Here is a 26,214-nt window from a genome sequence, read left to right on the forward strand (position 1 = left end):
AAGACTATTTTGGAGGAGGTATTCATGCGTTCCAAACTGGAATGGCGCGCAGCTCGCGTTATTTCTATTGAGAACCCGGCAGAGGATGTGCGGGCGGTGACTTTTGCCGTCGATGGTTTGCAAGCGCAATTCGATCCCGGGTCTCACACAAATATCAAAGTGATGATCGGTGGTGGCCCGGCAATACGCACCTATACGGTATTGCCAAGCGCGCCGGGCACGCTGAAAATCGCGGTGAAACTACACCCCAACAGCCGCGGTGGCTCGTCCTTCATCTGGACACTCTCTCCCGGCGACCGAACGGAAGTGACTGAACCGGAAAACCGCTTTGAGCTGTCCTGGCGCGCTTCACATTACCTGCTCGTTGCTGGCGGCATTGGGATCACCCCCATCTACGGCATGGCGAAGGTACTTGCTGCACGCGGACAATCCATTCGGCTGATCTATGGGGCAAAAAGCAAAGAGCAGATGGCCTTCATCGATGAACTGCGCAACCTTCTCGGTGATCGATTGGAAACCTTTGCGCAAGAGGAGGGACAAGCTTTCGATCTGGCTGCTGAATTTGCGAGCCTGCCACCGGATGGAGAAGCCTATCTTTGCGGCCCCCATGGCATGCTGGAAGCGGCACGCAATCTATGGCGGGCAAGCGGTCGTCCGATGAGCCGCCTGCGCTTCGAAGTGTTTGGCGATAGCGGTCGGGTTGCCGAGCAAGCCTTCACCGTTGCCATTCCGCAGCATGGACGCAGTGTTGAGGTACGCGCTGACCAGACAATGCTGGATGCGCTGATCGATGCTGGTATTGATATGATCTATGACTGTCGGCGGGGAGAATGCGGTCTGTGCGCTGTGAACGTCGTTGAAACCTCAGCGCCAATCGATCACCGCGATGTGTTTTTCTCAGAAGAAGAGCGCCATCACGAGGTGAAGATGTGCGCCTGTGTTTCACGCGCTGTTGGTGGATGCGTGACAATCGATACGGGCTATCGCAAAGAACATGCGCCTAGCAGCCCTCAATTATCAAGCGCTACTGCGTAGAAACAGACAAAGAGTAAAGTCTGGGAAGCCGTCATCATTCGGCTTCCCCGATTTTCAGAAACGTCAGCAGGCTGCCGCCATCTGTGGGTTGAGATGAACCAGGGCCGATTTCAGCTTTTCGATCGCTCTGCTTTCGATCTGGCGAACGCGCTCCTTGGAAATACCAAGCTCCGCACCCAAAGCCTCAAGCGTTGCGCCATCATCCGTCAAGCGGCGAGCCCGAATAATCTTTTTTTCGCGGTCGTTAAGCTTGGTCAGCGCACCCTGCAGCCACTTCATGCGGCGCTCGCCGTCGATCATGCCCGAGACCTGCTCATCCGGCAGCGGCTCAGCACTTTCAAGCAGATCGAGACGCTCGGCACTATCGGAATCGCCAGATATTGAAGGAGCCTGCAAGGAAGCATCATTGCCAGAAAGGCGGGCATCCATGGTTTGGACATCAGCAACACTCACACCCAGAGCAGTTGCGATTTCTTCGTGAATGGCGCGGGCCGTCAGATTGCTATCGCCCCGAGCGAGCTTTGCACGCAGACGGCGGAGATTGAAGAAGAGCGCCTTTTGGGCGGAACTGGTGCCGCCACGCACGATAGACCAGTTCCTCAAAATGTAATCCTGCATGGAAGCTCTGATCCACCAGCTGGCATAGGTAGAAAATCTCACATCACGGGCTGGCTCAAACCTTGCCGCCGCTTCCAGTAGCCCTACATAGCCTTCTTGAACAAGGTCGCTCATCGGCAAACCGAACCCGCGGAATTTGGATGCCATGGCGATAACGAGACGCATGTGAGCCAAGGCGATCTGGTTGCGAGCATCCTGATCCTGATCGTCCTTCCAGCGCACGGCAAGGTCGCGCTCCTCCTCACGGGCGAGGTAGGGAGCAGACATGGCGATTTTGATCATGTTGCGGTCTGCGGACATGGCGTTCATAGCGCTCTCCATGAAACTGATTGACCTGAAAATTGCGCATGCGAGCGCGCCCTGCGGCACGACCGCGGGCGGCTTGGCTCTGAAATAGGCCTGAATATCATGCGTTCATGTTCCCCTGGCTCGAAATGCGAGCCCTTCGATGGCCGAATGGCTTGAATTCCGTTGCGATGGCGACAAGTGCAAAAAGGCAGCACTTCTCGCCGTTCCGGCGGGTTAACGCTTCAAGGGGTCAGAAGTTCCCATAAAAAAACCCGGCTTTCGCCGGGTTTTCAAAATCAGCTTTTGAAGCGGAAGCTTATGCAGCTTCCTCAGCTTCTTCGTGCGCTTCATCTTCGTCAACTGTTTTGCCGCGTTTCGGGCTTTTCGCCAGATTCGTCTCGACCAGACGCACAGCTTCCGTTTCCGACATCTTGTTCACGGCAGCAATTTCCCGCGCCATGCGATCAAGAGCAGCTTCGTAAAGCTGACGTTCGGAATAGGATTGCTCTGGTTGATTTTCAGCGCGATAAAGGTCACGAACGACTTCCGCGATGGAAATCAGATCGCCGGAATTGATTTTGGCATCGTATTCCTGCGCACGACGCGACCACATGGTACGCTTTACACGCGCCTTGCCTTGAACGACCTTTAATGCACGTTCAACAAAATCAGTTTCGGAAAGCTTGCGCATACCAATGCTGACGGCCTTTGCGACCGGAACCTTGAGACGCATCTTGTCCTTTTCAAAATCGATGACGAAAAGCTCCAGCTTCATGCCAGCCACTTCTTGCTCTTCGATTGCCGAGATAGTACCCACTCCGTGCGCCGGATAGACGATGGCCTCACCGGTCTTGAATCCGTGGCGCGCTGAAGATTTTTTCTGCTGGGTCGTCATTCGTTTAACAAACTCCCTGTTACGCACCCAGCCATCCATGGCTAGGGCCGGGTCAGTCAGGCCCGGATGAGACGGGGGAACCGTCGGGTGACTCCATACTGGTCCGCCAAACGCGCGCGAAAACTAACACCCTGCGCAATTATCATCGACAACGTCCATACACATGACTTGTCACGGAGACCGCGCTGGTTGCTATGTTGCTTTCGTGATGTTTTTTGGGCACGCGAATGCCGCTTTGTGGAACAGTTTTTATGGTGTACCACAAAAATTGGCGTAAATCAACGATTTGGTTTCACCGTCACACGAATGCAACGATTCGCAAGTGTCTAATCCTTAAGCAAGCCTTAAAGATCGCAGATCAGGAGAGCTTAGTCGCCCTTGCCTGGCTCGGCAGAAAAGTACTGCTCGAACTTGTTTTCAACACCATCCATTTCCTTTGCCTCGGGCAAGGCATCGCGCTTGACGGTGATGTTTGGCCATACCTGCGCGTATTCGGCGTTCACCTTCAGCCACTTGTCGAGGCCCGGCTCAGTATCGGGCTTGATGGCTTCGGCCGGACATTCCGGTTCGCACACGCCGCAATCGATGCATTCGTCCGGATGGATGACCAAAAAGTTCTCGCCTTCGTAGAAGCAATCCACCGGACAAACTTCGACGCAGTCGGTATATTTGCAACGAATACAATTATCGGTCACGACATACGTCATGAGGCACTCCAACGACATCTAGCGTTACGGCACCGGTTGGACGAAGAACCGGCACTGGCGCGAGGCAAGCCCGCACTGAAGGGAAGATAAAGCAGGCGTACTGCTTTTACACCCTGTCCCTAAAGGCTTTGGCAGAGCTTGGCAAGAATGAACAATCCGCAGATTCCTGCAGAAAGGATGGTTTCACTCAGGGAAGTCCAGCCAGAGGATGGAATTTTCACAAAGGGGCAAAGCCTGAAATTCGGTCTATTTGAGAGACTTCACCGACCGCTGCGCCCGCTCGAACGGCGTCATTCGTTCGCCCGGTTGCGACTGGTCACTATAAAGCTGCATTGCTTCGGAAAAAGGCCCGCGACGCTCTCCCGCCGCCCGGACAAGCACCACCTTGTCCCCACCTTCGAGTGCAAGATCGATGCGATCTCCCACCTTCACCATTCGGCTGGATTGCTGAACAACCTGCCCGTTGATGCGCACGAAACCATGGTGGATGAGGGTTTGTGCCAAGGCACGCGATTTAACTAGCCGAGTAAAGAAGAGCCACTTGTCGATGCGTTGCCGCTGTTCTCCAAGTGGCTCGTCCGTCATCTTACTTCTTCATCTGCTCTTTCAGCGCAGCCAGCTTTGCGAAAGGTGAATCCGGGTCCATCGGCTTCTCCTTGCGTGGCGGCTTAGCTTCGAAACGAACCGGTTGCGGCGATTTGCCACCCCGGTCCTGACGCTCGTTACGTGGGCGCTCGTTACGGCCTTCGGGACGACGCTCATTGCGATCGCGGTTCGGCTTACCGCCGTCGCGATTGTTGCGGTTGCCCTGCTCGTTGCGTTCGCCGCCATTGCGCTGGTCGCGACGATTTTCGCCCTGACGCTGCTGACCTTGGCCCTGAGGACGACGATCACCCTGCGGGCGGGCGCCACGCTGGTTCTCGGTGCGGCCGCCGCCTGGACGCCACAGCAGGACGGGCTTTGGCTCTTCAGGTGCCGATGCTTCACCCGCCTCCGCAGAAGGCGCTTCCACAGCCTGTGCTTCCGCTGGTGCAGGAGCCTCGCTTGTTTCCGAAGTCCCTTCAGAAGACGAATCGGCATCAGCCGTTGCATCCGCTTCCGTTGTCGTTTCGACAGAAACTTCAGCTGTTGCAGGCTGCTGGCTTGTCAGATGTGCCTGAGCCTCTTCCGGCGTTACCGCATCGGCGCGATAGCCAAGACCCTTGAGAATTTCTTCCATATCGTCCGGTGTTGCACCGAGAATGGAAAGCATTGCGGTCGTCGTCGTGAAACGGCGGCCGTCATAAGCTCCTTCCGGACGAGGGCTTGTGCCCGGCTTCCACTGGAGGAGCGGGCGAATGAGATCGGCCAAACGCTCGAGGATATCTACGCGCACGGCACGCTTCCCAAGGAAGCGAAAACCCGCCAGCTTGTAGAAAGTCCGCTCAAATGTCGGTTCCGTCACCACAGAGGTACGGCCAGCTGCCAGCGCAGGAATAAGGTCGCCATAGCCCGGCTTGTCGAGACCGTCATTCTTCAAGGCCCAGAGCAACGTGATGAGTTCCGCAGGTGCGGGCTTTAAAAGAGCCGGCATGAAGATGTGGTAAGCGCCGAAGCGAATGCCATAGCGGCGCATGGAAGCGCGCGCATCCTGATCCAGCGACTTCACATCGTCTGCGACGTCACGGCGGAAGAGAATTCCGAGGTTTTCCACGAGCTGGAATGCCAGCCCCTTGGCCAGACCCTGCAGATCCTCCGCACGCGAAAGATCATCCAAGGGCTTCAGCACGGTCGCAATATGGTGATTGACGAAGCGCTCAAGACGAGCGGCAACATGGTCACGGGCGTTGCCGGTCAACTGCTCATCAGCAAGCAGGATGACGCGCGGATGCATGATGTGATCGCTTGCGGAAAGCTTTGCGACAGGCTCACCCAGCCAACGGAGGGAACCGTCAGACCCGATGGCCAGATCGTTGTTGCCACAGGCATAGAGACGGGCAGCACGGGCCTCGAACTCCAGCGCCAGCGCCTTCTGCGCCGCACCCTGGATGGCCTTGGCATCCGGACCTTCCGTACCCGCAATCGGCGTAAACCGGAAACCGGCTAGTTGACCGACGTGATGTCCCTCGACGAAGACATCTCCATTCACACTGATTTCAGCTTCCAGCATCGCATTCTCTCTCAGGCGCTTCATGAGCACAGATGTCCTGCGATCAACAAAGCGTTTCGTCAACCTTTCATGCAGCGCGTCCGACAACCTGTCCTCGATTTCCCGAGTCTTTTCTTGCCAGTGTGTCGGATGCGCCAGCCAACCGGGCCGGTTGGATACATACGTCCAAGTTCGAATCTGGGCAATGCGCGCCGAGAGAGTATCGATCTCTCCATCCGTACGGTCGGCGCGCTTTACCTGTTCGGCCATGAAATCTTCATTCACCCAGCCGATTCGCACCAGATCCGAAAATATAGTCGAAATCAGGTCCGCGTGCTGGGCTGGCGTTATACGCCGGTAATCGGGAAGAGCACAGGCCTCCCACAACTTTTCCACGCGTTCAGGCGTGGTCGCGAGGTCGATAATCTCTGGATAACGGGCCAGATGGTCCAGCGCTTGGCTATCGGTCGAGGGCAGAGCACGCGTCAGACCCTGAACGGCAGGCGCGACATCGAGGCTGGCACGCAGATTTCTGAGCGACGAATAATCCAACGCCTTTGAGCGCCACTGCAACACTTTTACCGAATCGAAGTGATGCGATTCGATCCGCTCGACCAGTTCCTCGTCAAATGGCGCGACCTGTCCGGTCACACCAAATGTGCCATCACGCAAATGACGTCCGGCTCGGCCAGCGATCTGCCCCAACTCGCCAGGATTGAGATTGCGAAACTGGTAGCCGTCGAACTTTCGATCTTGCGCAAAGGCCACATGATCGACATCGAGGTTCAAACCCATGCCGATCGCATCGGTCGCCACCAGATATTCCACATCGCCGGATTGATAGAGGCCCACCTGCGCGTTGCGGGTGCGCGGGCTCAAAGCTCCAAGTACCACGGCTGCACCGCCGCGCTGACGGCGGATCAATTCCGCAATTGCGTAAACTTCATCTGCCGAGAAGGCGACGATGGCGGTACGTTGCGGAAGCCGAGTGATCTTTTTCTGCCCTGCATAGAACAGCGTGGAAAGGCGTGGCCGCTCGATGACTGTAATACCAGGGAGAAGCTTTTCCAGAATGGGCCGCATGGTGCCGGCACCAAGAAGAAGCGTCTCCTCCCTTCCACGCAGATGCAGGATGCGGTCCGTAAATATATGGCCGCGCTCCAGATCACCTGCCAGCTGAACTTCATCGATAGCAACAAAGGCCGCTTTGGTTTCCCGCGGCATGGCTTCAACAGTACAGACGGAAAAGCGGGCATTGGGCGGCGAGATCTTTTCCTCGCCCGTGACCAGAGCCACATGCTTTGCCCCAACCTTCTCAACCAGACGCGTATAAACCTCACGCGCAAGCAAACGCAAAGGAAGGCCGATTACCCCGGAGCCGTGCGCCACCATGCGCTCAATGGCATAATGCGTCTTGCCGGTATTGGTGGGGCCGAGGACCGCGGTGACGCCGCGACCGCTCAAGATCATGGGCTGGGAATTCAAAACCTTGTATCCGCATCTCAGTGAGCGCCAGCGTTCCGGCGTAAACCCACACATGGCGATCCCTGATCGGAATGGCAAGCACAAATACAGGCCACCAGTGGTTTTGCTTGCAGCAGGCTCTTCTGCCTCCTCCAAATCTACGGGATTTCTCATCCAATTCTGGATGGTTTTAGCGTCGGGTCACATCCGCAAGAAATGCAGGAAAAAGAAAAACATGGATGGAACCAAAAGCCTCGGCTGTCGTTTTCGCCGCACGGACAATAAAACGCCGCATTCCTGCATCGGAGGCCAACATGCTAGGCACTATTCTTCTCGTGATTTTGATCCTGCTCTTGATCGGCGCTCTGCCGAACTGGGGATATAGTCGCGGTTGGGGATACGGCCCTTCTGGCGGACTGGGACTCGTGGTTCTCATCATCATCATCCTGCTGCTGATGGGCAGGATCTAAGGTTTAATAAGATCAAGGTTTAACAGGGAAGGAACTGGACCCATGAAAAAGATTATCGCTGCAGCCGCAATGGTCGGCGCTCTTGCATCCTGCACAGCAACAGAACGAGGCACAGCTATCGGCGCTGGCACGGGAGCCGTGATCGGTGGCGCTGTAACAAATAGCTGGGGCGGTGCAGCTGTTGGCGCTGTTGGCGGCGGTCTCGTCGGCGCAGCGATTGGCCAGTCCCAGGAGCGTCGTGGCTATTGCGTCTATCGCGACCGTTATGGCCGCACCTACGAGGCGCGTTGCCGCTAATTTCTTCCCTCAGGAAGTTGAAGGAAAGGCCGGTCCAGCACCGGCCTTTCTTTTTATGTATTAGACGAAATACTGGCCGCCATTCGCTGTGATCGTCGAGCCAGTAATAAAGCCAGCTTCATCTGAGGCAAGGAAGACAACGCAACGTGCGATTTCCTCTGGCTGACCCAGGCGCCCGACCGGAATTTGCGGTAGGATACGTTCGTTCATGACCTTTTCTGGCACGGCCATGACCATTTCCGTCGCAATATAACCGGGGCAAATGGCGTTGACGGTGATGTTTTTGGCCGCCCCCTCCTGCGCCAGAGCCTTGGTAAAGCCGATATCGCCAGCCTTGGCGGCGGAATAATTCGCCTGTCCCATCTGGCCTTTCTGGCCATTGATCGAGGAAATATTGATGATGCGACCGAAATTGCGGTCACGCATGCCAGACCAGACGGGGTGCGTCATGTTGAAGAGGCCAGTCAGATTGGTGTTGATCACCTCGTCCCACTGGGCAGGCGTCATCTTGTGGAACATGGCATCCCGCGTGATGCCAGCATTATTGACCAAAACATCCACCGGCCCCACCTCGGCCTCCACCTTGGCAATACCAGCCACACAGGCCTCGTATGAAGAAACATCCCACTTGAATACGGGAATGCCTGTCACATCGCGGAAAGCGTGGGCTTTTTCCTCATTTCCGGCGTAAGTGGCGGCGACCTTATAGCCTGCCGTTTTCAAAGCGAGTGCAATAGCTGCGCCAATCCCTCGCGTTCCACCTGTCACCAAGGCAGTTCTGGACATGCTATATTCCCCCTCTGTTGGTTGGTCCGGCCCCGTGCACGGACGAAAAAAGCGCTTTCTGAATAAATATTTCAGCAGTAGAGAAGGCTCCGCCGGGAGCCTTCTAAAGTTCGCGATCTAAAATGATCGATCAGAGTGCTTCGAAGCACATGGCAACACCCATGCCGCCGCCGATGCAGAGTGTTGCAAGACCCTTCTTTGCGCTACGGCGCTTCATTTCAAACAGAAGCGTGTTGAGTACGCGGGCACCCGACGCGCCAATAGGATGGCCAATCGCAATCGCACCACCGTTGACGTTGACGATAGATGGATCCCAGGCCATGTCCTTGTTCACTGCACAAGCCTGAGCGGCAAAAGCTTCGTTTGCTTCCACCAGATCGAGATCGCCCACGGACCAGCCAGCCTTTTCAAGTGCACGGCGGGAAGCGGGGATGGGGCCAGTGCCCATGATCTGCGGATCGACGCCAGCCGTTGCCCAGGAAACGATGCGGACCATCGGTGCGATGCCACGGCGGGCGGCTTCTTCTTCTGTCATGAGAAGGGCGACAGCCGCCCCATCATTGATGCCGGACGCATTGCCCGCGGTCACTGTACCTTCTTTATCGAAGGCAGGGCGAAGCTTCGTCATGCCCTCAAGCGTCGCACCGGCACGGATATATTCGTCTGCATCCACCGTCACATCACCCTTACGGCCCTTGATGATGAAGGGGGCGATTTCATCGGCAAAGCGACCGGCTTTCTGGGCGGCTTCCGCTTTGTTCTGAGAGGCAACCGCGAACTGATCCTGATCATCGCGGGAAAGCTGCCACTGGCGGGCAATGTTTTCCGCCGTGATGCCCATATGGTAACCATAGAAGGCATCCGTCAGGCCGTCCTTGATCATGGTGTCGATCATCTTCATGTCACCCATCTTGGTGCCATTGCGAAGATGCGCACAATGGGGCGCCATGGACATGGATTCCTGACCACCGGCAACGATGATCTTGGCATCGCCGAGCGCGATCTGCTGCATACCGAGTGCAATTGCGCGAAGACCGGACCCGCAGAGCTGGTTGAGGCCCCATGCAGTCTTTTCTTGCGGGATGCCCGCCTTCATGGCCGCCTGGCGCGCCGGGTTCTGCCCTTCGCCGGCAGGAAGAACCTGTCCGAGAATGACTTCATCCACCTCAGCCGCTTCAACCTTTGCGCGTTCCAACGCGGCCTTGATTGCTGCAGCGCCCAACTCGTGGGCAGGCACGTTCGCAAACGCACCATTGAAGGAACCCACTGCCGTGCGGGCTGCGGATGCGATGACGATGGATTGTTGGCTCATTGGGTATCCTCCAGAATCCTTTGTGTCTTTGCACCAAAGACTGGCAAAGCTTTCGTTGCAAGTCAAAGGGGCAGGCAAAAGGAATTTACGTGGCATTTGTCAAATCTGCGCAACATGGAATGCTGCATCGCAAAACTTCACTCGCTCTTGCATTGCACAAAAACATTGTCAGTCGTGCGCATTTGAGCGTAATGTCCCGTTTCGGGAGCAATAAAATACGAACTATATTGACGGGATGAGGAGGTAGATATGGCCAAGACGGATGGTGACGTTGTCATAAAAAAATATGCCAACCGCCGGCTCTACAACACAGGCACAAGCACCTACGTGACGCTTGAAGACTTGGCGCAAATGGTCAAGCGCGGAGAAGATTTTACTGTTCAGGATGCGAAAAGCGGTGAGGATATCACCCATTCCGTGCTGACACAGATCATCTTCGAGCAAGAATCAAAGACGGGCAACACGCTTCTGCCGATATCCTTCCTGCGCCAACTGATTTCCTATTATGGCGATCAGATGCAGATGGTGGTGCCGACATTCCTCGAACACTCGATGAAGACCTTTACCGACCAACAGGCGCAGATGCGCGAGCACATGACACGCGCCTTGGGTGAGTCTCCGCTGACCAAGAACTTGCAGATGCCAATGCAGATGATGGAGGAGCAGGTGCGTCGCAACACCGAGATGTTCCGTCAGGCCATGCAGATGTTCTCCCCCTTCGGTGCTACGGCAGGACAGACGGGCGAGGCGAAGAAGAACACCGATCCACGCGATCTGGATGAGTTGAAGGAACAGCTGCGCAGCCTGCAAACGCGTCTGGACAGCATGGGCTCGTAATTCCGCGTCAGACTTTGCATTGCAAAAGCCGTAGCTCTTCGCTGCGGCTTTTTTACATTTTGGCATCTTATTGAGCTGAAATGAAAAACTCACGTTCCCGTGTTGTCGAGAGCTGGAACTGTGACCGCATTCTCCGGTTAGCCGCATGTATAGAGGAGAAAAACATGCGTGCCATCAACCTGATCACACTTCTTTTAGTCATCATCGGCGGTCTGAACTGGCTGCTCGTCGGTCTTGCCCAGTTCGATCTCGTCGCAGCGCTTTTCGGCGGTCAAGACGCCACGCTGTCCAGGATCGTCTACATTCTCGTCGGTCTCTCTGCCCTGTGGCAGCTGATGCCGTTCATGCGGGCCATGCAGGTGGGTGAAACGGCTGCGGAAGCCAATACCCTCCGCCGTTAATCCGGTAGCCTGCTCGAATTCTTCAAAGGCCGGAGCTCTTCCGGCCTTTATTTTTTACCGTATCAACAGCAAAAAGGCCGGCGAAACGCCAGCCCTTGTGCAATCGCTGATGCGACAGGAAAAGCGTTATGCGCTTTCCTTCGGCGTCAGAACCTGACGACCACGGTACATGCCGGTCTTCAGGTCGATGTGGTGCGGACGACGCAGCTCACCCGAGTTCTTGTCTTCGACGAAGGTCGGGTTCTTCAGGGCGTCAGCCGAACGGCGCATACCGCGCTTTGACGGGCTCACTTTTCTCTTCGGTACTGCCATTTTCGTTACTCCAAATAGCGTGCAAAGCTTAAGTCGTCGGTCAGTTTTAGACCGCACATGACCCGCCTCGATCTCGGAAATTTGCCGGGCTTATACATGCCACAGGCAGCTTTGAACAGTCCCCACAGGTATTTTTTCGCATCCGCTCGCTGATTCACGCCTCATCGGCGGGCACCACCCAGGTTTCCGCCAAGGCAGCGTCACGCCAGGCTATCCAAGCGGGATGCGCCTGCATGGCTTCCATGTAAGCCTTGGCGTTGTCATCCACTGGAATGTCATAGACGTCAAGCCGATTGACGACGGGCGCGAACATGGCGTCTGCACCGCTGAAGGCTCCGAACAGGAACGGCCCTCGTGAGCGCTGACGCATCGTCTTCCAGATCTCGGTGATCCGGCCAACATCCTGCATCACACCTTCCGGCAGTTCGATAGCGCGTTTCTCGCGGCGAATGTTCATCGGGCAGGCGCCACGAAGCGCGCGGAAGCCGGAAAGCATTTCCATGGAAATCGAGCGTGCCATGGCACGATCTGCCGGGTCGTAAGGCCATAAACCTGCATCCGGAAAAAGCTCGGCCACATATTCGATAATGGCAAGCGATTCCCACACATGCAGAGCCCCATGCTGGAGAACCGGCACTCTTCCAGTGGGAGAGAACTCCTTGAACTTCGGATTTCCGCCAGCATCGTCAAAAGGGATGAGCACTTCCTCAAATGCGATGCCTGCTGCCGTCATCGCAATCCATGACCGGAAGGACCATGAGGAATAGTTCTTATTGCCGATGTAAAGCTTCAATCCGTCCATGGCCCACTCCCCATGCATCCCAAAGGCTTTGTGTCAGGTTAGAGCAATCTTTCCGGCTCATCCAATTGCAATTTGTGAGGTCAGCCATAAAGGCAGGAAATATATCCGCCCGCACCACGAACTCGACGTTCCACAATGCCTGCAAGACGCTGCATGCCTCGGCCCGGGCGACTTGCCACGCGTGTGAAAGGGTTGGGCAAAGCAACAGCCAGAAGTGCTGCCTGCCTGCGGCTCAGCTTGCTCGCCGGAACCTTATAGTAATGTCGTGCTGCCGCATCGACACCATAGATGCCAGGTCCCCACTCGGCGATGTTGAGATAGATCTCCATCATTCGGCGCTTGGACCAGACAAGATCGGCCCAGAGCGCGAGAGGCAATTCCAGGCCCTTGCGAACGAACGACCGGCCGTTCCACAAAAACAGGTTTTTGGCCGTTTGCATGGGAATGGTGCTGGCCCCGCGCGTGGACTCGCCATCCAGAGCATCCTGAACAACACCACGCATCTGCACCCAATCCACCCCGCCATGAGAGCAGAATTGGCCGTCCTCCGACATCATCACTGACTGCACCAAAGCAGGTGCGATATCATCGAAAGCCACCCACTGCCTGTCATAGCCGCGAAGCAGCGCAAGATCGGCGAACATCAAAGTGGAAACGGGGCGAATAAACGGCAGAGCATAAAGCAGAACGAGCACATAAGGTAGAACGAGGAGCACCACCAGGGCTTTCAGCACGCGCCGGGGCCACGGACCATGCAGAAAACCGCGCCTATCCTGCGCTGCGGGCTGCTCTTCGTCCTCGGACTGCTGGTCAGGTGTGATGTCCAACATTCATACTCGTTTAAGGCTGTCTTGATTGTTCATAACCAGTGCATGGGCCGAAAGCTACTCGCAAGACTTGCTTTCACAGGTGCTTTTTCGCAAATCTCCGTTGCCTCTGCCGCCCTCTCATGCAAATGAACCGGCATGAGCACTGTTGATAACGCCGAATTTGACAAGCACTTGCGCCAATCTGCGGCCGAGATGGAGGCGCTGATTGCGCAGCTTCTCGACCACGCCACACAACCCGATGAGATTGCCCGCCCGCAACATTTATTGGCGGCCATGCGTCACGGAACATTGAATGGAGGCAAGCGCCTGAGGCCATTTCTGGTGCAGGAAAGCGCAAAGCTCTTCGGCGCCAATGCGCAAGCGGCGGCGCGTGTGGGTGCAGCCCTGGAATGTCTTCACAGCTATTCGCTGGTGCACGACGATCTTCCCGCCATGGACGACGACGATTTGCGGCGGGGACTGCCGACCGTGCACAAGGCTTTTGATGAGGCAACCGCCATACTTGCGGGCGATAGTCTACTGACCTTTGCCTTCGATATCATTGCCGCACCGGAGACGAGAGTTGAAGACGCAGCCAAAGTCCAGCTTGTGCTGGCGCTCTCGCGGGCAGCCGGTATTGGCGGTATGGCGGGCGGGCAGGCGCTCGATCTGGCCGCGGAAACGAACGCGCCGGATGAAGATGGAGTTGTCCTGCTACAGTCGATGAAAACCGGCGCACTGTTGCGGTTTGCCTGTGAATCAGGGCCAATCATGAGCGAAGCACCCGCCGAAGATCGCCAACGCCTTCGCCGCTTCGGCGAGATAATCGGCAGCGCCTTCCAGATCGCCGACGATGTGCTGGACGTGACTTCGGATGCCGAGACCATGGGCAAGGCGACCGGCAAGGATGCGGGGCGCGGAAAGGCAACGCTGGTTGCCCGCCACGGCCTGTCCTGGGCAGAGCAGAAGCTGGATCACCTCGTTCAGGAGGCCATTGCGGTGCTCAAGCCCTATGGCGAAAAGGCGGAAATGCTGATTGCCACGGCTCGCTTCGTGGCAAACCGCAAGAACTGACCTATCGATTCCGGTGAGCAATCCCATCAGATAAAGTCGCGTGTTCTGGCAGGTCTCTCGCGATAAGGCTAGATATCTGGAGGATTCCCATGTCAGAATTGATGCAGCATTGGCCGCAACTGGTGGCGGCCTATACGGTTTATTTCGTCGCAGTCATTACGCCCGGCCCGGCCAATCTTGCCATTATGGGAACGGCCATGAATGAAGGTCGCCAGCGCGCCATCATCATGGCGCTTGGCATTTTTACGGGCTCATTCACATGGGCCACGGCGGCAGCGCTGGGTTTGGCAGCGTTGCTCACCCGTTATGGGCAGGTTCTGGAAATCCTGAAAATCGTCGGCGGGCTTTATATGCTTTACCTCGCCTTCAAGGCGGCCAGGAGCCTGCGCAAATCAACGGCTAATCCTGCACTGGAAACGGCGATTCAGCGGAAGAAGGCGTGGCAAATCTATCTGTCAGGTTACGGCATACACTTGACCAACCCCAAGGCGATCTTCGGCTGGCTTGCCACAATTTCACTCGGGCTGCCGCCGGGCGCATCCACCAGCTCAGTCGTGTTGATCGTCGGAGGGTGCCTACTGACCGGCATCACCGTGTTCCTGACCTATGCCCTGCTATTCTCCACCTCGCGTGCGGTGCAGATCTATCGCAGCGCCCGCAAGCCGCTGGATGCGCTGATGGCACTTTTCTTCGGAGCAGCCGGGGTTAAAATGCTCTCCAGCGCGCTTTGAAGGCTTGAACCAAAAAAGGCGCCGGTTTCCCGACGCCTTTTAAATTCACGTAAGCCCAGCAAATCAGCCTTGAATGATCGGTGCGATCTGGATTTCGACACGGCGGTTCTGCGCACGTCCAGCTGGTGTCGCATTCGAGGCAACAGGCTGGGATGGGCCAAAGCCAAGCGTTGACATGCGGCGCTGATCCACACCGCGACCACCGAGGTAGTTGGCAACGGAAGCTGCGCGGCGCTCGGATAGCTCCTGGTTATGCGCAGCACTTCCGGTCGAATCCGTATGGCCATTCACGTCGATCAGCGTGCGGTTGAACTTGTTCAGGACAAGCGCGACGGAGTCCAGCGTCGGATAGAAGCCCGGCAACACCTGATCCTGATCCGTCGGGAAAGTGATGTTGGATGGCATGTTCAGGATGATACGGTCGCCAACGCGGGTGACCGAAATTCCGGTGCCCTGAAGCTGGGCGCGCAGTTCGCTTTCCTGCTGGTCCATATAGTTGCCAACAGCACCACCGGCCAGAGCGCCGAGACCGGCACCGATAAGGGCTGCATTACGGCGTCCAACCGGCGAACCGCCTACGGCAAGGCCTGCCAAGGCACCGAGACCAGCACCGATTGCGGCACCGCCCGTGGTGTTGGACACCTTCTGCTGACCCGTATAGGGGTCGGTGGTGGTGCAGGCAGAGAGATAGGTCGCGCATGTCGCGACAATAATGATTTTCTTCAGCATCGAATCGTCCGTCCCCGTCGTCTTGGAGGCGATTCCTTTACCATGAATTGCGGCAAGAGCGAGGAGCTTCCCGGCTCACATAAAAATCATTCCGCTGCTGCTGTCTTCTGGCCGAAACGCTTCTCGATATACTCAGCAACCAAGGTCTCGAATTCCGAAGCGATATTCGGCCCCCTCAGCGTCAGAGCCTTCTGGCCATCGATGAAGACCGGAGCAGCCGGTGTCTCGCCGGTCCCAGGAAGCGAGATTCCGATATCGGCATGCTTGCTTTCACCCGGACCATTGACGATGCAGCCCATAACGGCAACATTAAGTGCCTCGACGCCTGGATACTTCTCGCGCCAGACCGGCATGTTCTTGCGGAGATCGTCCTGAATGCGCTGGGCAAGTTCCTGGAACACGGTGGAGGTGGTGCGACCACAGCCGGGACAGGCGGCAACAACGGGCACGAACTGACGGAAACCCATGACCTGCAGCAGCTCCTGTGCCACCTGCACTTCGCGGGTGCGATCGCCGTTCGGCTCCGGCGTCAGTGAGACGCGGATGGTATCGCCAATGCCGTGTTGCAGCACATAACCCATGGCAGCAGACGAGGCGACGATGCCCTTGGTGCCCATACCAGCTTCGGTGAGGCCCAAATGCAGCGCGTGATCTGAACGTTCAGCCAGCATCCCGTAGACAGCAATCAGATCCTGAACCTGACTGACCTTGGCCGAGAGGATGATGCGATTGCGTGGCAGGCCAATCTCTTCCGCCAATTGCGCCGACAGCAGCGCTGACTGGCAGATGGCTTCGTGCATGACTTCACGCGCCGAAAGTGGCGAACCATTGGCCTGGTTCTCGTCCATCAGGCGGGTGAGCAAATCCTGATCCAAAGAACCCCAGTTTACGCCGATGCGAACGGGCTTGTCATAGCGGATCGCCATTTCAATGATATCGGCGAACTGCTTGTCCTTCTTGTCCTTGAAGCCGACATTGCCCGGATTGATGCGATATTTCGCCAATGCTTCGGCACAATCTGGATGGTCGGACAAAAGCTTGTGGCCAATATAGTGGAAATCCCCCACCAGCGGCACATCCATACCGAGACGAAGCAGGCGATCGCGGATCTTCGGCACTGCAGCAGCACTTTCATCCCGATCTACTGTAATGCGCACGATTTCCGAACCCGCCCGGTGAAGAGCGGCAACCTGGGCAACAGTCGCGTCAATATCGGCGGTATCCGTATTCGTCATGGATTGAACCACAACAGGCGCGCCACCACCGACGATGACGCCTCCCACATCGACGGCAACGGAGGCACGGCGAGGCTTCGGATCATAAGCGGAAGACATGGGATCACCTTTGCAATAAAAAGTGCCTTTCAGGTGGATCAAGCACGGGTGCTTGTCAACACCCGTCGCCAATCACATTCAATGCCCGCCCCCTGCACTTCCATCCGCATGACGTGCCAAGCCGGACAGGAAAAGCACCACGATCAACAGAAGCGGCAGAGAAGTGAACACAACGGCCAGACCCACATGCTCTGCAATAAAGCCGATAAGCGAAGGCGCAACCAGAATGCCGGAATAGCCCATGGTTGTGACAACAGAAAGACCGATGCCCTGCGCCATGCCCGGCAGGTTACCCGCAGCGGAGAAGGCGATCGGCACCATGTTGGAAATTCCAATCCCGGCAATTGCAAAGCCGAAGATGACGACGGTCGCGTTCGGCGCAAAGCCTGCAATCAGCAGGCCGACAATGGCCATAACCGTGCAGATGCGCAGCGTCCGCACAGCACCCAGACGATCCCGCACGATATCTCCGGCAAAGCGCATGACCGCCATGGTGAGAGAGAAGGCCGCATAGGCAAAGCCGGAAAGCTGAACTGAAGCACCCAGTTCGTTGCGAAGATAAAGAGCGCCCCAATCCAGAACCGCGCCTTCCGGTACCATGGAAAACAGCGCCATCATGCCAAGCAACCAGGGAAGCGGCGTCATAGGCAGACGTACCTTCTGCTTGGCCTCCTCCGGGTGTGGCTTATCCGTCAACAGCATCGGCCAGCCAATGGCAACGGCTGCCGCCGCAAAAATGGTTGCAAAGGCGGCGTGCCCGAGAACGCCTACCCAGGCAATCAAGAGGCCACCGGTTGCCGCACCAATCAGGCCGCCAAGGCTCCAGAAGGCATGGCAGGACGACATGATGGAGCGGCGCATATGCTTTTCCGTCGCCACCGCATTGGCATTCATCGCCACATCCATGGCTCCAATCAGCCCGCCGAACAGAAAGATGGCGATGGCAGCGGTCCAGACAGAGTTGACGAGGGACAGCAATAACAATGTGGGAAGCGCCATGACTGCCGCCACCCGTGTGACCCAGGTTGAGCCGAAACGGGCAATCTGCATGCCTGCAACGGGCATCAGTGTGATCGACCCAAGGCCAAAGGTCAGAATCATCAGGCCCAAGGCGCTTTCACTCAGCGAAAGGCGGCTGGCGAATTCCGGAATTTTCGGCGCCCATGCACCCACCAGAAAGCCATTCATGAGGAACATCAGCGCTACGGCTGCACGCTCGCGGGTGATAATGGGAGCACGGCCAGCGCCCATGGTAGAAGCGGATAGGTCGTTCATGTCTGACTTTCTTATGAGCTTCGGGCAACAACGATGTGGCAACCAGCCTGTCGGGCAGGTTCGAGCTGGACAGCATCTGACCCCTCTTCCACAACCAAACGCTGATATTGCCCTGCAACTGCGATGGTGAAGGGGGCAGGTGTGGCAAATTTTTCCCTGGAGACGGCAGTAACAACCTGCTTGCTGCGCCGAACCACCGCACGCTTGAACAAGGCATCTTCATGATTATGGGCAGAAAGCCTGCCGTCTTCGTCATAACCACATGTTCCGATGATGCAGAGGTCAATCGTCAGTTGATTGATCTCTGCCACAGCCTGCGCGCCCAAGGCACCGCCAACGATGCGATCCAGACTTCCCCCGATGAGAATCGTATCGACGGACGGCTTGTCGGCAAGACAAACAGCGATAGCCGGAGCATTGGTGATGGCGGTGAAAATCAGGTCGTCGGGAAGGCTTTCAGCCGCTAAGAGGTTCGTGCTTCCCGCATCGAAGAAGACGGTGGCACGCGGCTCGATCATGCGCGCCAGTTCGCGTGCGAGAGCAAGTTTAACATCTTTGCCCACCGTTGCGCGTTGAGAGAGGCTCGCACGCCCTTTGCCGATCGGAAGTGCTCCACCATAAACCCGCTCGCACAGACCGGCGGAGGCCATCTCACGCAAATCCCGGCGGATCGTGTCTTCAGACACACCAAACTCTTCCGCAAGCGTTGCGGCCACGACACGTCCCTCACGCGCTAAGCGCTCGCGGATACGTTTCTGCCGCTCCATCAACATCAGTTCCGACACCACGCCTCCAAACGTGCACGATCATGCATGAACAGGCGTAAACGCGATCACACGTCAAGGCAAGAGGAAGAGATGCGCGTTTTTCGCCTGAATCTCATAAATGCGAAACGCATGGAAAAATATTTGCGTTTGCCTATGTCTAGAAGCAGTTTTGGATGCAGCAATCGCCCTGTCTTTATGGGAAAGATGCGCCACTTCATTCCCAAGGAGATAAAAATGAAGCTTCTTAAAGCTCTTGCTGCCGTAATCGCGCTTCAGGCAGCCACCTTCGGCCCGGCTCTTGCGGGCGAAAACCTCGATGCCGTCAAGAAGGCTGGCGTGCTGAAGATCGGTACCGAGGGCACCTATGCACCGTTCACTTTCCATGATGCCTCCGGAAAGCTTGTCGGCTTCGACGTGGAAATCGGCGAAGCCGTTGCGCAGAAGATTGGCGTGAAGGCCGAATTCATTGAAGGCAAATGGGATGGTTTGATCGCCGGTCTCGATGCCAAGCGCTATGACACGGTCATCAACCAGGTTGGCATCACCGAAGCGCGCAAGCAGAAGTATGATTTCTCCGAGCCCTACATCGCTTCCAAGGCCGTTCTGATCGTTCGGGAAGGCGATGATTCCATCAAGTCCTTCGCAGATCTGAAGGGCAAGAAATCCGCTCAGTCGCTTACGAGTAACTTCGGCAAGCTGGCACAGGAAGCAGGCGCCGAACTCGTGGGCACCGATGGCTTCGACCAGTCGATCCAGCTCGTTCTGACGCGCCGGGCGGATGCAACCGTCAATGACAGCCTCTCCTTCCTCGACTTCAAGAAGCAGAAGCCAAACGCTCCGGTGAAGATCGTGGCTGAACAAGCCAATGCCGATTATTCCGGCATCATTATCCGCAAGGGTGAGCCGGAACTGCTGGAAGCGATCAACAAGGCGCTGACCGATATCAAGGCGGACGGCACCTACAAGAAGATTTCCGACAAATACTTCGGCCAGGATGTTTCGAAGTAATTCCACATAGCTGTTTTCTTTCTGAAATAGGCATCATATTCAGCGATGAGGCGGGGCCGGAAACGGCATCCGCCTTTTCGCAAGGAGACCAAAAGTGCCGCACTGGCTGCAATTGATGACGGATTCCCTGCCCTCCCTGTTATGGGCAGGCGTCAGGTTCACGATCCCTCTCACCCTTCTTTCCTTCACCTTTGGCCTCGCGCTGGGTCTTTTGACCGCGCTTGCGCGTCTCTTTGCGCCAAAACCAGTGTCTATGATCGCCCGCTTTTATGTCTGGGTGATCAGAGGCACACCATTGCTGGTGCAGTTGTTCGTGATCTTCTATGGCCTGCCAAGCATCGGCGTTCTTCTCGATGCATTCCCGGCAGCGCTGATCGGCTTCACGCTCAATATCGGAGCCTATAGTTCCGAAATCATCCGTGCTGTGATTTCCTCCGTGCCAAAGGGTCAGTGGGAAGCCGCCTATTCCATCGGCATGTCTTGGCGCCAAGCGATGATCCGCACCATCCTGCCGCAGGCAACGCGGGTGGCAGTACCGCCACTCTCCAATACTTTCATCTCGCTGGTGAAGGACACATCGCTTGCTGCTGCCATCACAGTGCCGGAACTGTTCCAGGCTGCCCAACGCATTGTTGCCACCACCTACGAACCGCTCATTCTCTATATCGAAGCAGCCTTGATCTATCTCGCTCTCAGCACGGTTCTGTCGCAGTTGCAGGCTCGGCTGGAAAAGCGCTTCGCCCGCTATGGCGGCATGATGGAGGCCAATTCATGATCAAGCTTTCACAGATCGAAAAGCGTTTCGGCGACGCCGTGATCCTGAAGGATATTTCCCTCTCCATGGAAGAAGGCAGCGTAACGGCGCTCGTCGGCCCATCCGGCGGCGGCAAAAGCACGCTTCTACGCTGCATCAACCTGCTGGAAATCCCGACATCCGGGAGCCTGACACTTGGACCTGAGACGCTGAGCTTCACACCCGACCAGAAGACACCATGGCAATCGATCCAGCGCATTCGTCGTCAGACCGGCATGGTGTTCCAGAACTTCCAGCTTTTCCCGCACCAGACGGCGCTGCAAAATGTGATGGAAAGTTTAGTGACGGTGCTGGGTTGGCGTAAAGACAAAGCCAAAGCCCACGCCATGGAGCTTCTGACCAAAGTGGGCATGGCGCACAAGGCCGATGCCTGGCCTGCCACGCTCTCCGGGGGACAGCAGCAGCGTGTGGCCATAGCCCGCGCCCTTGCGCCCTCGCCTCGTGTTCTTCTCTGCGATGAGCCCACCTCAGCGCTTGATCCGGAACTGGCTGCAGAGGTGGTGGATGTTCTGGCAAAGCTTGCCAGCGAAGGCACAACCATGGTGATGGCAACGCACGATTTGCGGCTGGCCTCCAGCATCGCCAATCGTGTTGTTTTCCTGGAAGCTGGCCGCGTGGTGGAAAGCGGAACCGCTTCCGATATCTTCCAGCAACCGCGCGAAGAGCGCACACGCCGTTTTGTGGCGAGCGTTACGGCAGCGCAGACAACCGGCGCCTGAAACGCAAAAGCGCCGCGATAAACCGCGGCGCCTCCTGCATGTCAGCAATACTCAACCCGCGTAAACGACCAACAAATCCTTGGCGTCGATCTGGTCGCCAGCCTTGACGGCCACTTCGGTGATTTCGCCATCCTTTTCGGCATGCAGCGCCGTTTCCATCTTCATGGCTTCGATGGAAAGCAGCACATCGCCCGCCTTTACCTTCTGACCGGCAGAAACGAATACACGGGAGATGACACCGGGCATAGGTGCGCCAAGTTGGGCGGCATTGCCTGCTTCCGCTTTACGGCGTGCCACAGAGGTTGCGGCTCGGCTGCGATCCGGCACCTTGATACGACGCGGCTGGCCGTTCAACTCGAAAAATACCGTGACCAGACCTTGCGCATCCGGCGCACTGGCTGCCTGATTGACGACAACCAGCGTCTTGCCGCGTTCGATATCGGCAAACAACTCCTCGCCATCGGCCATGCCGTAGAAGTAGGCAGGAGTCGGAAGCACCGAAACCGGACCATAGGTATCGCACGCCAGCGCGAAGTCCGTGAAGACCTTTGGATACATAAGGTAGGAGGCGAATTCGAAGTCATCGACAGAGCGGCCAAGCTTCTCCTCGATCACCTTGCGCTCGGCATCGAGATCCGCTTCCTTCAGCAACGAGCCCGGGCGCACCGTATAGGGCTTGTCACCCTTTAAAGCCTTCTTCTGCAAAGCTTCCGGCCATCCGCCCGGAGGCTGACCGAGATCGCCGCGCAGCATGGAGACAACCGAATCCGGGAAGGCAATGTCGCGGCCCGGATTTTCAACATCCTCAACCGTCAGGTCCTGACTCACCATCATCAGCGCCATATCGCCGACAACCTTGGAGGATGGAGTGACCTTCACGATGTCTCCGAACATCTGGTTCACATCGGCATAGGTCTGGGCCACCTCATGCCAACGGGTCTCCAGACCAAGAGAGCGAGCCTGTTCTTTCAGGTTGGTGAACTGTCCGCCCGGCATTTCATGCAGGTAAACTTCCGAAGCCGGGCCCTTTAGATCGCTTTCGAACGCCGCATACTGGTGGCGAACGGCCTCCCAGTAGAACGAAATACGCCGAATCCATTCGGGGTCGAGGCCCGAATCCCGCTCTGTGCCAGACAAGGCCTCAACGATGGAGCCAAGGCAAGGCTGCGATGTGTTGCCAGAGAAAGCATCCATCGCCGCATCCACGGCATCCACACCGGAATCAATGGCTGCCAAAACGGTGGCCGCTGCAATGCCGGACGTATCATGCGTGTGGAAGTGGATCGGCAGGCTGGTCGCTTCGCGCAGCGCCTTGAACAGCACACGGGCGGCGGCAGGCTTTAACAGGCCTGCCATATCCTTCAGCGCGATGATATGCGCGCCAGCCTTTTCCAGCTCTTCCGCCAGCGAGACATAATATTTCAAATCATACTTCGGGCGGGCGCTATTCAGAAGATCGCCGGTGTAGCAGATCGTTGCCTCGCATAACTTGTTCTCTTCCTGAATGGCATCCATGGAGACACGCATGTTCTCGACCCAGTTCAGGCAATCGAACACGCGGAAGAGATCGATGCCGCCCTTGGCGGCCTGGCGCACGAAGTACTTCACCACGTTATCAGGATAATTGGTGTAGCCAACGCCGTTCGCGCCGCGCAGCAGCATTTGAAGCAAGAAGTTCGGCGCACCCTCCCGGATCAACGCCAACCGCTCCCACGGGTCTTCGGTCAGGAAGCGCATGGACACGTCAAAGGTCGCACCACCCCAGCATTCCAGCGAGAAGAGGTTGGGCAATGCGCGGGCATAAACAGGTGCGATGCGGGCAATATCGAAGGTGCGCATGCGCGTTGCCAGCAGCGACTGGTGACCATCGCGCATGGTCGTGTCGGTAAAGAGCACGCGCTTTTCGTTGCGCATCCATTCCGCAAAGCCCTTCGGACCCAGTTCATCCAGCTTCTGCTTGGTGCCGGACTGCACTTCGCCTTCGATATACGGCACAACAGGCTTTGGAGCCTTGTCGGACGGCTTGGGACGGCCCTTGGTTTCCGGATGGCCATTAACGGTCACATCCGCCAGATAGGTGAGAAGCTTGGTGGCGCGGTCCTGACGCTTCACCTGCTGGAAAAGCTCCGGCGTCGTATCAATAAAGCGGGTGGTATAGGAATTATCCCGGAAACTTGGATGGCCTATAATGGCTTCCAGGAAGGTAAGATTTGTCGCGACGCCGCGTATACGGAATTCACGCAAGGCGCGGTCCATGCGGCTGATCGCTTCCTGGGGACTGCCGCCCGATGCCGTGACTTTCACCAATAGCGGATCGTAATAGCGGGTAATGATAGCGCCAGTGTAAGCAGTCCCGCCATCCAGACGAATGCCGAAGCCAGCCGCAGAACGATAGGCAGTGATGCGGCCATAATCCGGGATGAAGTTCTGTTCCGGGTCTTCCGTGGTGATACGGCACTGAAGCGCATGACCGTTGAGGCGAATATTCTCCTGTGCGGGAACACCGGATTCTGGTGTGCCGATGGCCGCGCCTTCCAGAATGTGGATCTGCGCTTTCACGATATCGATGCCGGTGACGACTTCAGTTACCGTATGCTCAACCTGAATGCGCGGGTTCACTTCGATGAAGTAGAATTTACCCGTATCGGCATCCATCAAATACTCAACGGTACCCGCCCCAATGTAATTCGTGGCTTGCGCAATCTTGAGCGAATAGCCAGCCAGTTCCTGGCGCTGTGCTTCTGAAAGGTAAGGAGCCGGTGCGCGTTCCACGACCTTCTGGTTGCGGCGCTGGATGGAGCAATCACGCTCAAACAGATGGACCACATTCCCATGGGTATCGCCAAGAATCTGGCTTTCCACGTGGCGCGCACGCTCGACAAGCTTTTCAAGATAGACTTCATCCTTGCCGAAGGCGGCCATGGCCTCACGCTTGGCTTCGGTTACTTCCTTGGCCAGATCCGCCTCGGATCGGATGACGCGCATTCCGCGACCACCACCGCCCCAGGAAGCTTTCAGCATGACCGGATAACCGATCTCCGCCGCCATTGCTTTCACGGTTTCCATATCGTCCGGCAGCGGCTCCGTTGCTGGCACAACAGGAACGCCAACGGAAATTGCCAGATTGCGCGCTGCAACCTTGTTTCCCAACTGGCGCATGGTATCGCCCGTCGGGCCGATGAAGATGATGCCGGCTTCACGACAAGCGTCGACAAATTCTGGACTTTCGGACAGAAGACCGTAGCCGGGGTGGATGGCATCAGCACCGGAAAGCTTGGCCACACGAATGACTTCGGGAATGGAAAGATAGCTTTCGATAGGTCCGAGATCGCGCTTCAGATGTGGCCCACGACCGACCTGATAGCTCTCATCCGCCTTGAAGCGATGCAGGGAAAGTTTGTCTTCCTCAGCCCAGATGGCGACCGTTTTTATGCCCAGTTCATTGGCCGCGCGAAAAACGCGAATGGCAATTTCGGAACGGTTGGCGACAAGAATCTTCCTGATTTGCAAAAGCTATCCCCCTCAGCGCTATCACTCTTTGAAGCCTTGCTGATTTGACACAGCAATAGGCGGCTCCAACTGTGCGCAGCAAATGCTGCACCCGCGAAGAACATTAGCGCCATTTTTAGGAATGGCAATTTCCCAAAAGCGGCATGGGATAAAATATGTCAGCCAGATGTCAGGTAACGAGACCTGAACGGAAGGCCAGCGCAATAACGTGCTGCCGGTTTCTGGCGTTAAATTTCTCCTGGATCACGTTGATGTACCAATCCACTGTGTGATTGGAAATTTGCAGCGCCTTGGCGATTTCATTGGACGTTAATCCATCCGACAGCAACCGCAGAACCTCCATCTGGCGCTGCGTAAGTTCCGCATCGACCGCCACCGTCTTTTCCAGATCGGTGGCCGTCCCACGCAGCTCCAGCAATCGCCAGAGCATTTTACGGGCCACCGCATCGAACAGGCAGATTTCCGCAGGTGTTAAATCGATCGCCTCCCCCGAGAAGCTCATATTTCCGAGCAAGCCAGTGCGCCCATAGATTGGGAATACATAGCCATCATGCAAACCGTTGCGGGCCGCGTCTCTCAGGAGACGAAGAGCTCTCTTGCGATAAGGATCATCGTGATAGGCGGCTATTGCATCGCGCCAGCGGAAAGGCCGCTGCGTAACCGCCAGCATCCGCCGCAGGGGATCGATTGTGGCATATTTTTTCTCCGCATAGTGGCGACGCCATCCATTCGGCCACTGCCCGATGAGCATCGTATCGCTCCAATCGGCAAAAACTTTGTGATGAAACCAAATTCCGTAATAATGAAAACCATATCGAGCCAGAAGCGACTCCAACTCGCCGACCAGCTCTGCTTCGGAATCTGCCTCGTGCGCCAGCGCCAGAAACTGTATTATGGAGTGAATATTCACCCATGCCCCCCGCCGGGAAAAACCGGCTCCAAATGCAGCAAGTCGAACGTGTTATACACATTCAGGCCGATTGCCTGAACTTAGTTTACGTAAGGTTTCAAAATCACTGCCTGATTTTAGGGCGGAGCAAAGAGCTTGGCCACGCTCAGTCAGTTCATGCCCTCAATACCATGGCAAACGCG

The 26,214-nt window shown here is 56.6% G+C and carries 26 protein-coding genes; 10 read left to right on the forward strand and 16 right to left on the reverse strand.

All coding sequences use genetic code 11. From position 1 onward, the window contains the following. Window positions 1-24 precede the first annotated feature (24 nt). Window positions 25-1,035 carry a PDR/VanB family oxidoreductase gene (locus AC0JZ1_RS19510; protein WP_471884100.1) on the forward strand — a complete coding sequence of 337 codons (1,011 nt, stop codon included), beginning with the start codon at window positions 25-27 and terminating at the stop codon, window positions 1,033-1,035. 63 nt (window positions 1,036-1,098) lie between these two features. On the opposite strand, the gene AC0JZ1_RS19515 is transcribed toward AC0JZ1_RS19510, so the two are convergent. The 5 genes from AC0JZ1_RS19515 to AC0JZ1_RS19535 all read right to left on the reverse strand — a co-directional run bounded on the left by AC0JZ1_RS19515 (window position 1,099) and on the right by AC0JZ1_RS19535 (window position 7,141). Then, window positions 1,099-1,962, reverse strand: a complete 864-nt coding sequence (locus tag AC0JZ1_RS19515; RefSeq protein ID WP_471884101.1) for an RNA polymerase factor sigma-32 — start codon at window positions 1,960-1,962, stop codon at window positions 1,099-1,101. Window positions 1,963-2,257: 295 nt separating this feature from the next. Beyond that, entirely contained in the window at window positions 2,258-2,836 is a 579-nt protein-coding gene (locus tag AC0JZ1_RS19520; RefSeq protein WP_471884102.1) for a CarD family transcriptional regulator, read from the reverse strand. A 368-nt stretch (window positions 2,837-3,204) separates the two neighbouring features. Next, a complete protein-coding gene (gene fdxA, locus AC0JZ1_RS19525) occupies window positions 3,205-3,543 on the reverse strand; it encodes a ferredoxin FdxA (protein ID WP_471884103.1) in 339 nt (112 codons plus the stop codon). Between the two features lie 246 nt (window positions 3,544-3,789). After that, entirely contained in the window at window positions 3,790-4,128 is a 339-nt protein-coding gene (locus AC0JZ1_RS19530; protein ID WP_471884104.1) for an RNA-binding S4 domain-containing protein, read from the reverse strand. A 1-nt stretch (window position 4,129) separates the two neighbouring features. After that, the gene (locus AC0JZ1_RS19535) at window positions 4,130-7,141 is read right to left on the reverse strand and encodes a helicase-related protein (protein WP_471884105.1); all 3,012 of its coding nucleotides are present in this window, start codon (window positions 7,139-7,141) and stop codon (window positions 4,130-4,132) included. Between the two features lie 308 nt (window positions 7,142-7,449). On the opposite strand from AC0JZ1_RS19535, the gene AC0JZ1_RS19540 reads away from it, so the two are divergent. Together AC0JZ1_RS19540 and AC0JZ1_RS19545 are read left to right on the forward strand one after the other, a co-directional pair. Continuing rightward, on the forward strand, window positions 7,450-7,605 hold the full coding sequence (locus AC0JZ1_RS19540) for a DUF3309 family protein (protein ID WP_471884106.1): 156 nt from the start codon (window positions 7,450-7,452) through the stop codon (window positions 7,603-7,605). 42 nt (window positions 7,606-7,647) lie between these two features. Then, complete coding sequence (locus AC0JZ1_RS19545; RefSeq protein WP_471884107.1) at window positions 7,648-7,902, forward strand: glycine zipper domain-containing protein; 255 nt, start codon at window positions 7,648-7,650, stop codon at window positions 7,900-7,902. Between the two features lie 60 nt (window positions 7,903-7,962). On the opposite strand, the gene phbB is transcribed toward AC0JZ1_RS19545, so the two are convergent. After that, window positions 7,963-8,688: an acetoacetyl-CoA reductase gene (gene phbB / locus AC0JZ1_RS19550; protein WP_471884108.1), complete on the reverse strand. Its 726-nt coding sequence runs from the start codon at window positions 8,686-8,688 to the stop codon at window positions 7,963-7,965. A 130-nt stretch (window positions 8,689-8,818) separates the two neighbouring features. Next, on the reverse strand, window positions 8,819-10,000 hold the full coding sequence (locus AC0JZ1_RS19555; protein ID WP_471884109.1) for an acetyl-CoA C-acetyltransferase: 1,182 nt from the start codon (window positions 9,998-10,000) through the stop codon (window positions 8,819-8,821). Between the two features lie 249 nt (window positions 10,001-10,249). Here AC0JZ1_RS19555 and phaR point away from each other — a divergent pair, with 249 nt between their 5' ends. Together phaR and AC0JZ1_RS19565 are read left to right on the forward strand one after the other, a co-directional pair. Further along, window positions 10,250-10,837 carry a polyhydroxyalkanoate synthesis repressor PhaR gene (gene phaR, locus AC0JZ1_RS19560; RefSeq protein WP_471884110.1) on the forward strand — a complete coding sequence of 196 codons (588 nt, stop codon included), beginning with the start codon at window positions 10,250-10,252 and terminating at the stop codon, window positions 10,835-10,837. A gap of 164 nt (window positions 10,838-11,001) precedes the next feature. Beyond that, window positions 11,002-11,238 (forward strand): DUF378 domain-containing protein, encoded by a 237-nt coding sequence (locus tag AC0JZ1_RS19565; RefSeq protein WP_471884111.1) that lies wholly within the window; start codon window positions 11,002-11,004, stop codon window positions 11,236-11,238. Window positions 11,239-11,364: 126 nt separating this feature from the next. Here AC0JZ1_RS19565 and rpmF read toward each other — a convergent pair whose 3' ends face one another. The 3 genes from rpmF to mtgA all read right to left on the reverse strand — a co-directional run bounded on the left by rpmF (window position 11,365) and on the right by mtgA (window position 13,179). After that, on the reverse strand, window positions 11,365-11,550 hold the full coding sequence (gene rpmF, locus AC0JZ1_RS19570) for a 50S ribosomal protein L32 (protein ID WP_377401619.1): 186 nt from the start codon (window positions 11,548-11,550) through the stop codon (window positions 11,365-11,367). Window positions 11,551-11,704: 154 nt separating this feature from the next. Beyond that, window positions 11,705-12,352, reverse strand: a complete 648-nt coding sequence (locus tag AC0JZ1_RS19575) for a glutathione S-transferase family protein (RefSeq protein ID WP_471884112.1) — start codon at window positions 12,350-12,352, stop codon at window positions 11,705-11,707. An 80-nt stretch (window positions 12,353-12,432) separates the two neighbouring features. Continuing rightward, a complete protein-coding gene (mtgA, locus tag AC0JZ1_RS19580) occupies window positions 12,433-13,179 on the reverse strand; it encodes a monofunctional biosynthetic peptidoglycan transglycosylase (RefSeq protein WP_471884189.1) in 747 nt (248 codons plus the stop codon). A gap of 138 nt (window positions 13,180-13,317) precedes the next feature. Here mtgA and AC0JZ1_RS19585 point away from each other — a divergent pair, with 138 nt between their 5' ends. After that, on the forward strand, window positions 13,318-14,235 hold the full coding sequence (locus tag AC0JZ1_RS19585; RefSeq protein WP_471884113.1) for a polyprenyl synthetase family protein: 918 nt from the start codon (window positions 13,318-13,320) through the stop codon (window positions 14,233-14,235). A gap of 89 nt (window positions 14,236-14,324) precedes the next feature. Then, window positions 14,325-14,966, forward strand: coding sequence for a LysE family translocator (locus AC0JZ1_RS19590; protein ID WP_471884114.1), 642 nt, complete (start codon window positions 14,325-14,327; stop codon window positions 14,964-14,966). A 63-nt stretch (window positions 14,967-15,029) separates the two neighbouring features. Here the strand turns inward: AC0JZ1_RS19590 and AC0JZ1_RS19595 are convergent, their stop codons facing one another. The 4 genes from AC0JZ1_RS19595 to AC0JZ1_RS19610 all read right to left on the reverse strand — a co-directional run bounded on the left by AC0JZ1_RS19595 (window position 15,030) and on the right by AC0JZ1_RS19610 (window position 19,089). After that, entirely contained in the window at window positions 15,030-15,695 is a 666-nt protein-coding gene (locus AC0JZ1_RS19595; RefSeq protein ID WP_471884115.1) for a YiaD family glycine zipper/OmpA-like lipoprotein, read from the reverse strand. An 86-nt stretch (window positions 15,696-15,781) separates the two neighbouring features. Next, window positions 15,782-17,029 carry a flavodoxin-dependent (E)-4-hydroxy-3-methylbut-2-enyl-diphosphate synthase gene (gene ispG, locus AC0JZ1_RS19600; protein ID WP_471884116.1) on the reverse strand — a complete coding sequence of 416 codons (1,248 nt, stop codon included), beginning with the start codon at window positions 17,027-17,029 and terminating at the stop codon, window positions 15,782-15,784. Window positions 17,030-17,107: 78 nt separating this feature from the next. After that, the gene (locus AC0JZ1_RS19605) at window positions 17,108-18,304 is read right to left on the reverse strand and encodes an MFS transporter (RefSeq protein WP_471884117.1); all 1,197 of its coding nucleotides are present in this window, start codon (window positions 18,302-18,304) and stop codon (window positions 17,108-17,110) included. Window positions 18,305-18,315: 11 nt separating this feature from the next. Continuing rightward, window positions 18,316-19,089 carry a DeoR/GlpR family DNA-binding transcription regulator gene (locus tag AC0JZ1_RS19610; RefSeq protein ID WP_471884118.1) on the reverse strand — a complete coding sequence of 258 codons (774 nt, stop codon included), beginning with the start codon at window positions 19,087-19,089 and terminating at the stop codon, window positions 18,316-18,318. A gap of 216 nt (window positions 19,090-19,305) precedes the next feature. Here AC0JZ1_RS19610 and AC0JZ1_RS19615 point away from each other — a divergent pair, with 216 nt between their 5' ends. The 3 genes from AC0JZ1_RS19615 (at window position 19,306) to AC0JZ1_RS19625 (ending at window position 21,612) form a co-directional block, all read left to right on the forward strand. Then, on the forward strand, window positions 19,306-20,079 hold the full coding sequence (locus tag AC0JZ1_RS19615) for an amino acid ABC transporter substrate-binding protein (RefSeq protein ID WP_471884119.1): 774 nt from the start codon (window positions 19,306-19,308) through the stop codon (window positions 20,077-20,079). A 94-nt stretch (window positions 20,080-20,173) separates the two neighbouring features. Further along, window positions 20,174-20,854, forward strand: a complete 681-nt coding sequence (locus AC0JZ1_RS19620) for an amino acid ABC transporter permease (protein WP_471884120.1) — start codon at window positions 20,174-20,176, stop codon at window positions 20,852-20,854. Beyond that, window positions 20,851-21,612 carry an amino acid ABC transporter ATP-binding protein gene (locus tag AC0JZ1_RS19625; protein WP_471884121.1) on the forward strand — a complete coding sequence of 254 codons (762 nt, stop codon included), beginning with the start codon at window positions 20,851-20,853 and terminating at the stop codon, window positions 21,610-21,612. The genes AC0JZ1_RS19620 and AC0JZ1_RS19625 overlap by 4 nt, the downstream gene beginning before the upstream one ends. A 51-nt stretch (window positions 21,613-21,663) precedes the next feature. Here AC0JZ1_RS19625 and pyc read toward each other — a convergent pair whose 3' ends face one another. Both pyc and AC0JZ1_RS19635 read right to left on the reverse strand, forming a co-directional pair. Further along, the gene (gene pyc / locus AC0JZ1_RS19630; protein ID WP_471884122.1) at window positions 21,664-25,122 is read right to left on the reverse strand and encodes a pyruvate carboxylase; all 3,459 of its coding nucleotides are present in this window, start codon (window positions 25,120-25,122) and stop codon (window positions 21,664-21,666) included. Between the two features lie 169 nt (window positions 25,123-25,291). Next, window positions 25,292-26,032, reverse strand: coding sequence for a LuxR family transcriptional regulator (locus AC0JZ1_RS19635; RefSeq protein ID WP_471884123.1), 741 nt, complete (start codon window positions 26,030-26,032; stop codon window positions 25,292-25,294). Window positions 26,033-26,214: the final 182 nt, after the last annotated feature.

It is taken from the genome of Affinirhizobium capsici, from assembly GCF_977018625.1.

Excerpts from the sequence above, each read along its gene's own strand:
- rpmF (WP_377401619.1), bottom strand. The coding sequence starts at position 11,550 with ATGGCAGTACCGAAGAGAAAAGTGAGCCCGTCAAAGCGCGGTATGCGC.
- AC0JZ1_RS19590 (WP_471884114.1), top strand. The coding sequence starts at position 14,325 with ATGTCAGAATTGATGCAGCATTGGCCGCAACTGGTGGCGGCCTATACG.
- AC0JZ1_RS19535 (WP_471884105.1), bottom strand. The coding sequence starts at position 7,141 with ATGATCTTGAGCGGTCGCGGCGTCACCGCGGTCCTCGGCCCCACCAAT.
- AC0JZ1_RS19520 (WP_471884102.1), bottom strand. The coding sequence starts at position 2,836 with ATGACGACCCAGCAGAAAAAATCTTCAGCGCGCCACGGATTCAAGACC.
- phbB (WP_471884108.1), bottom strand. The coding sequence starts at position 8,688 with ATGTCCAGAACTGCCTTGGTGACAGGTGGAACGCGAGGGATTGGCGCA.
- AC0JZ1_RS19545 (WP_471884107.1), top strand. The coding sequence starts at position 7,648 with ATGAAAAAGATTATCGCTGCAGCCGCAATGGTCGGCGCTCTTGCATCC.
- AC0JZ1_RS19555 (WP_471884109.1), bottom strand. The coding sequence starts at position 10,000 with ATGAGCCAACAATCCATCGTCATCGCATCCGCAGCCCGCACGGCAGTG.
- AC0JZ1_RS19585 (WP_471884113.1), top strand. The coding sequence starts at position 13,318 with ATGAGCACTGTTGATAACGCCGAATTTGACAAGCACTTGCGCCAATCT.
- phaR (WP_471884110.1), top strand. The coding sequence starts at position 10,250 with ATGGCCAAGACGGATGGTGACGTTGTCATAAAAAAATATGCCAACCGC.
- ispG (WP_471884116.1), bottom strand. The coding sequence starts at position 17,029 with ATGTCTTCCGCTTATGATCCGAAGCCTCGCCGTGCCTCCGTTGCCGTC.
- AC0JZ1_RS19605 (WP_471884117.1), bottom strand. The coding sequence starts at position 18,304 with ATGAACGACCTATCCGCTTCTACCATGGGCGCTGGCCGTGCTCCCATT.
- AC0JZ1_RS19595 (WP_471884115.1), bottom strand. The coding sequence starts at position 15,695 with ATGCTGAAGAAAATCATTATTGTCGCGACATGCGCGACCTATCTCTCT.
- AC0JZ1_RS19565 (WP_471884111.1), top strand. The coding sequence starts at position 11,002 with ATGCGTGCCATCAACCTGATCACACTTCTTTTAGTCATCATCGGCGGT.
- AC0JZ1_RS19625 (WP_471884121.1), top strand. The coding sequence starts at position 20,851 with ATGATCAAGCTTTCACAGATCGAAAAGCGTTTCGGCGACGCCGTGATC.
- AC0JZ1_RS19515 (WP_471884101.1), bottom strand. The coding sequence starts at position 1,962 with ATGAACGCCATGTCCGCAGACCGCAACATGATCAAAATCGCCATGTCT.
- fdxA (WP_471884103.1), bottom strand. The coding sequence starts at position 3,543 with ATGACGTATGTCGTGACCGATAATTGTATTCGTTGCAAATATACCGAC.
- AC0JZ1_RS19510 (WP_471884100.1), top strand. The coding sequence starts at position 25 with ATGCGTTCCAAACTGGAATGGCGCGCAGCTCGCGTTATTTCTATTGAG.
- AC0JZ1_RS19615 (WP_471884119.1), top strand. The coding sequence starts at position 19,306 with ATGAAGCTTCTTAAAGCTCTTGCTGCCGTAATCGCGCTTCAGGCAGCC.
- AC0JZ1_RS19540 (WP_471884106.1), top strand. The coding sequence starts at position 7,450 with ATGCTAGGCACTATTCTTCTCGTGATTTTGATCCTGCTCTTGATCGGC.
- AC0JZ1_RS19530 (WP_471884104.1), bottom strand. The coding sequence starts at position 4,128 with ATGACGGACGAGCCACTTGGAGAACAGCGGCAACGCATCGACAAGTGG.
- AC0JZ1_RS19575 (WP_471884112.1), bottom strand. The coding sequence starts at position 12,352 with ATGGACGGATTGAAGCTTTACATCGGCAATAAGAACTATTCCTCATGG.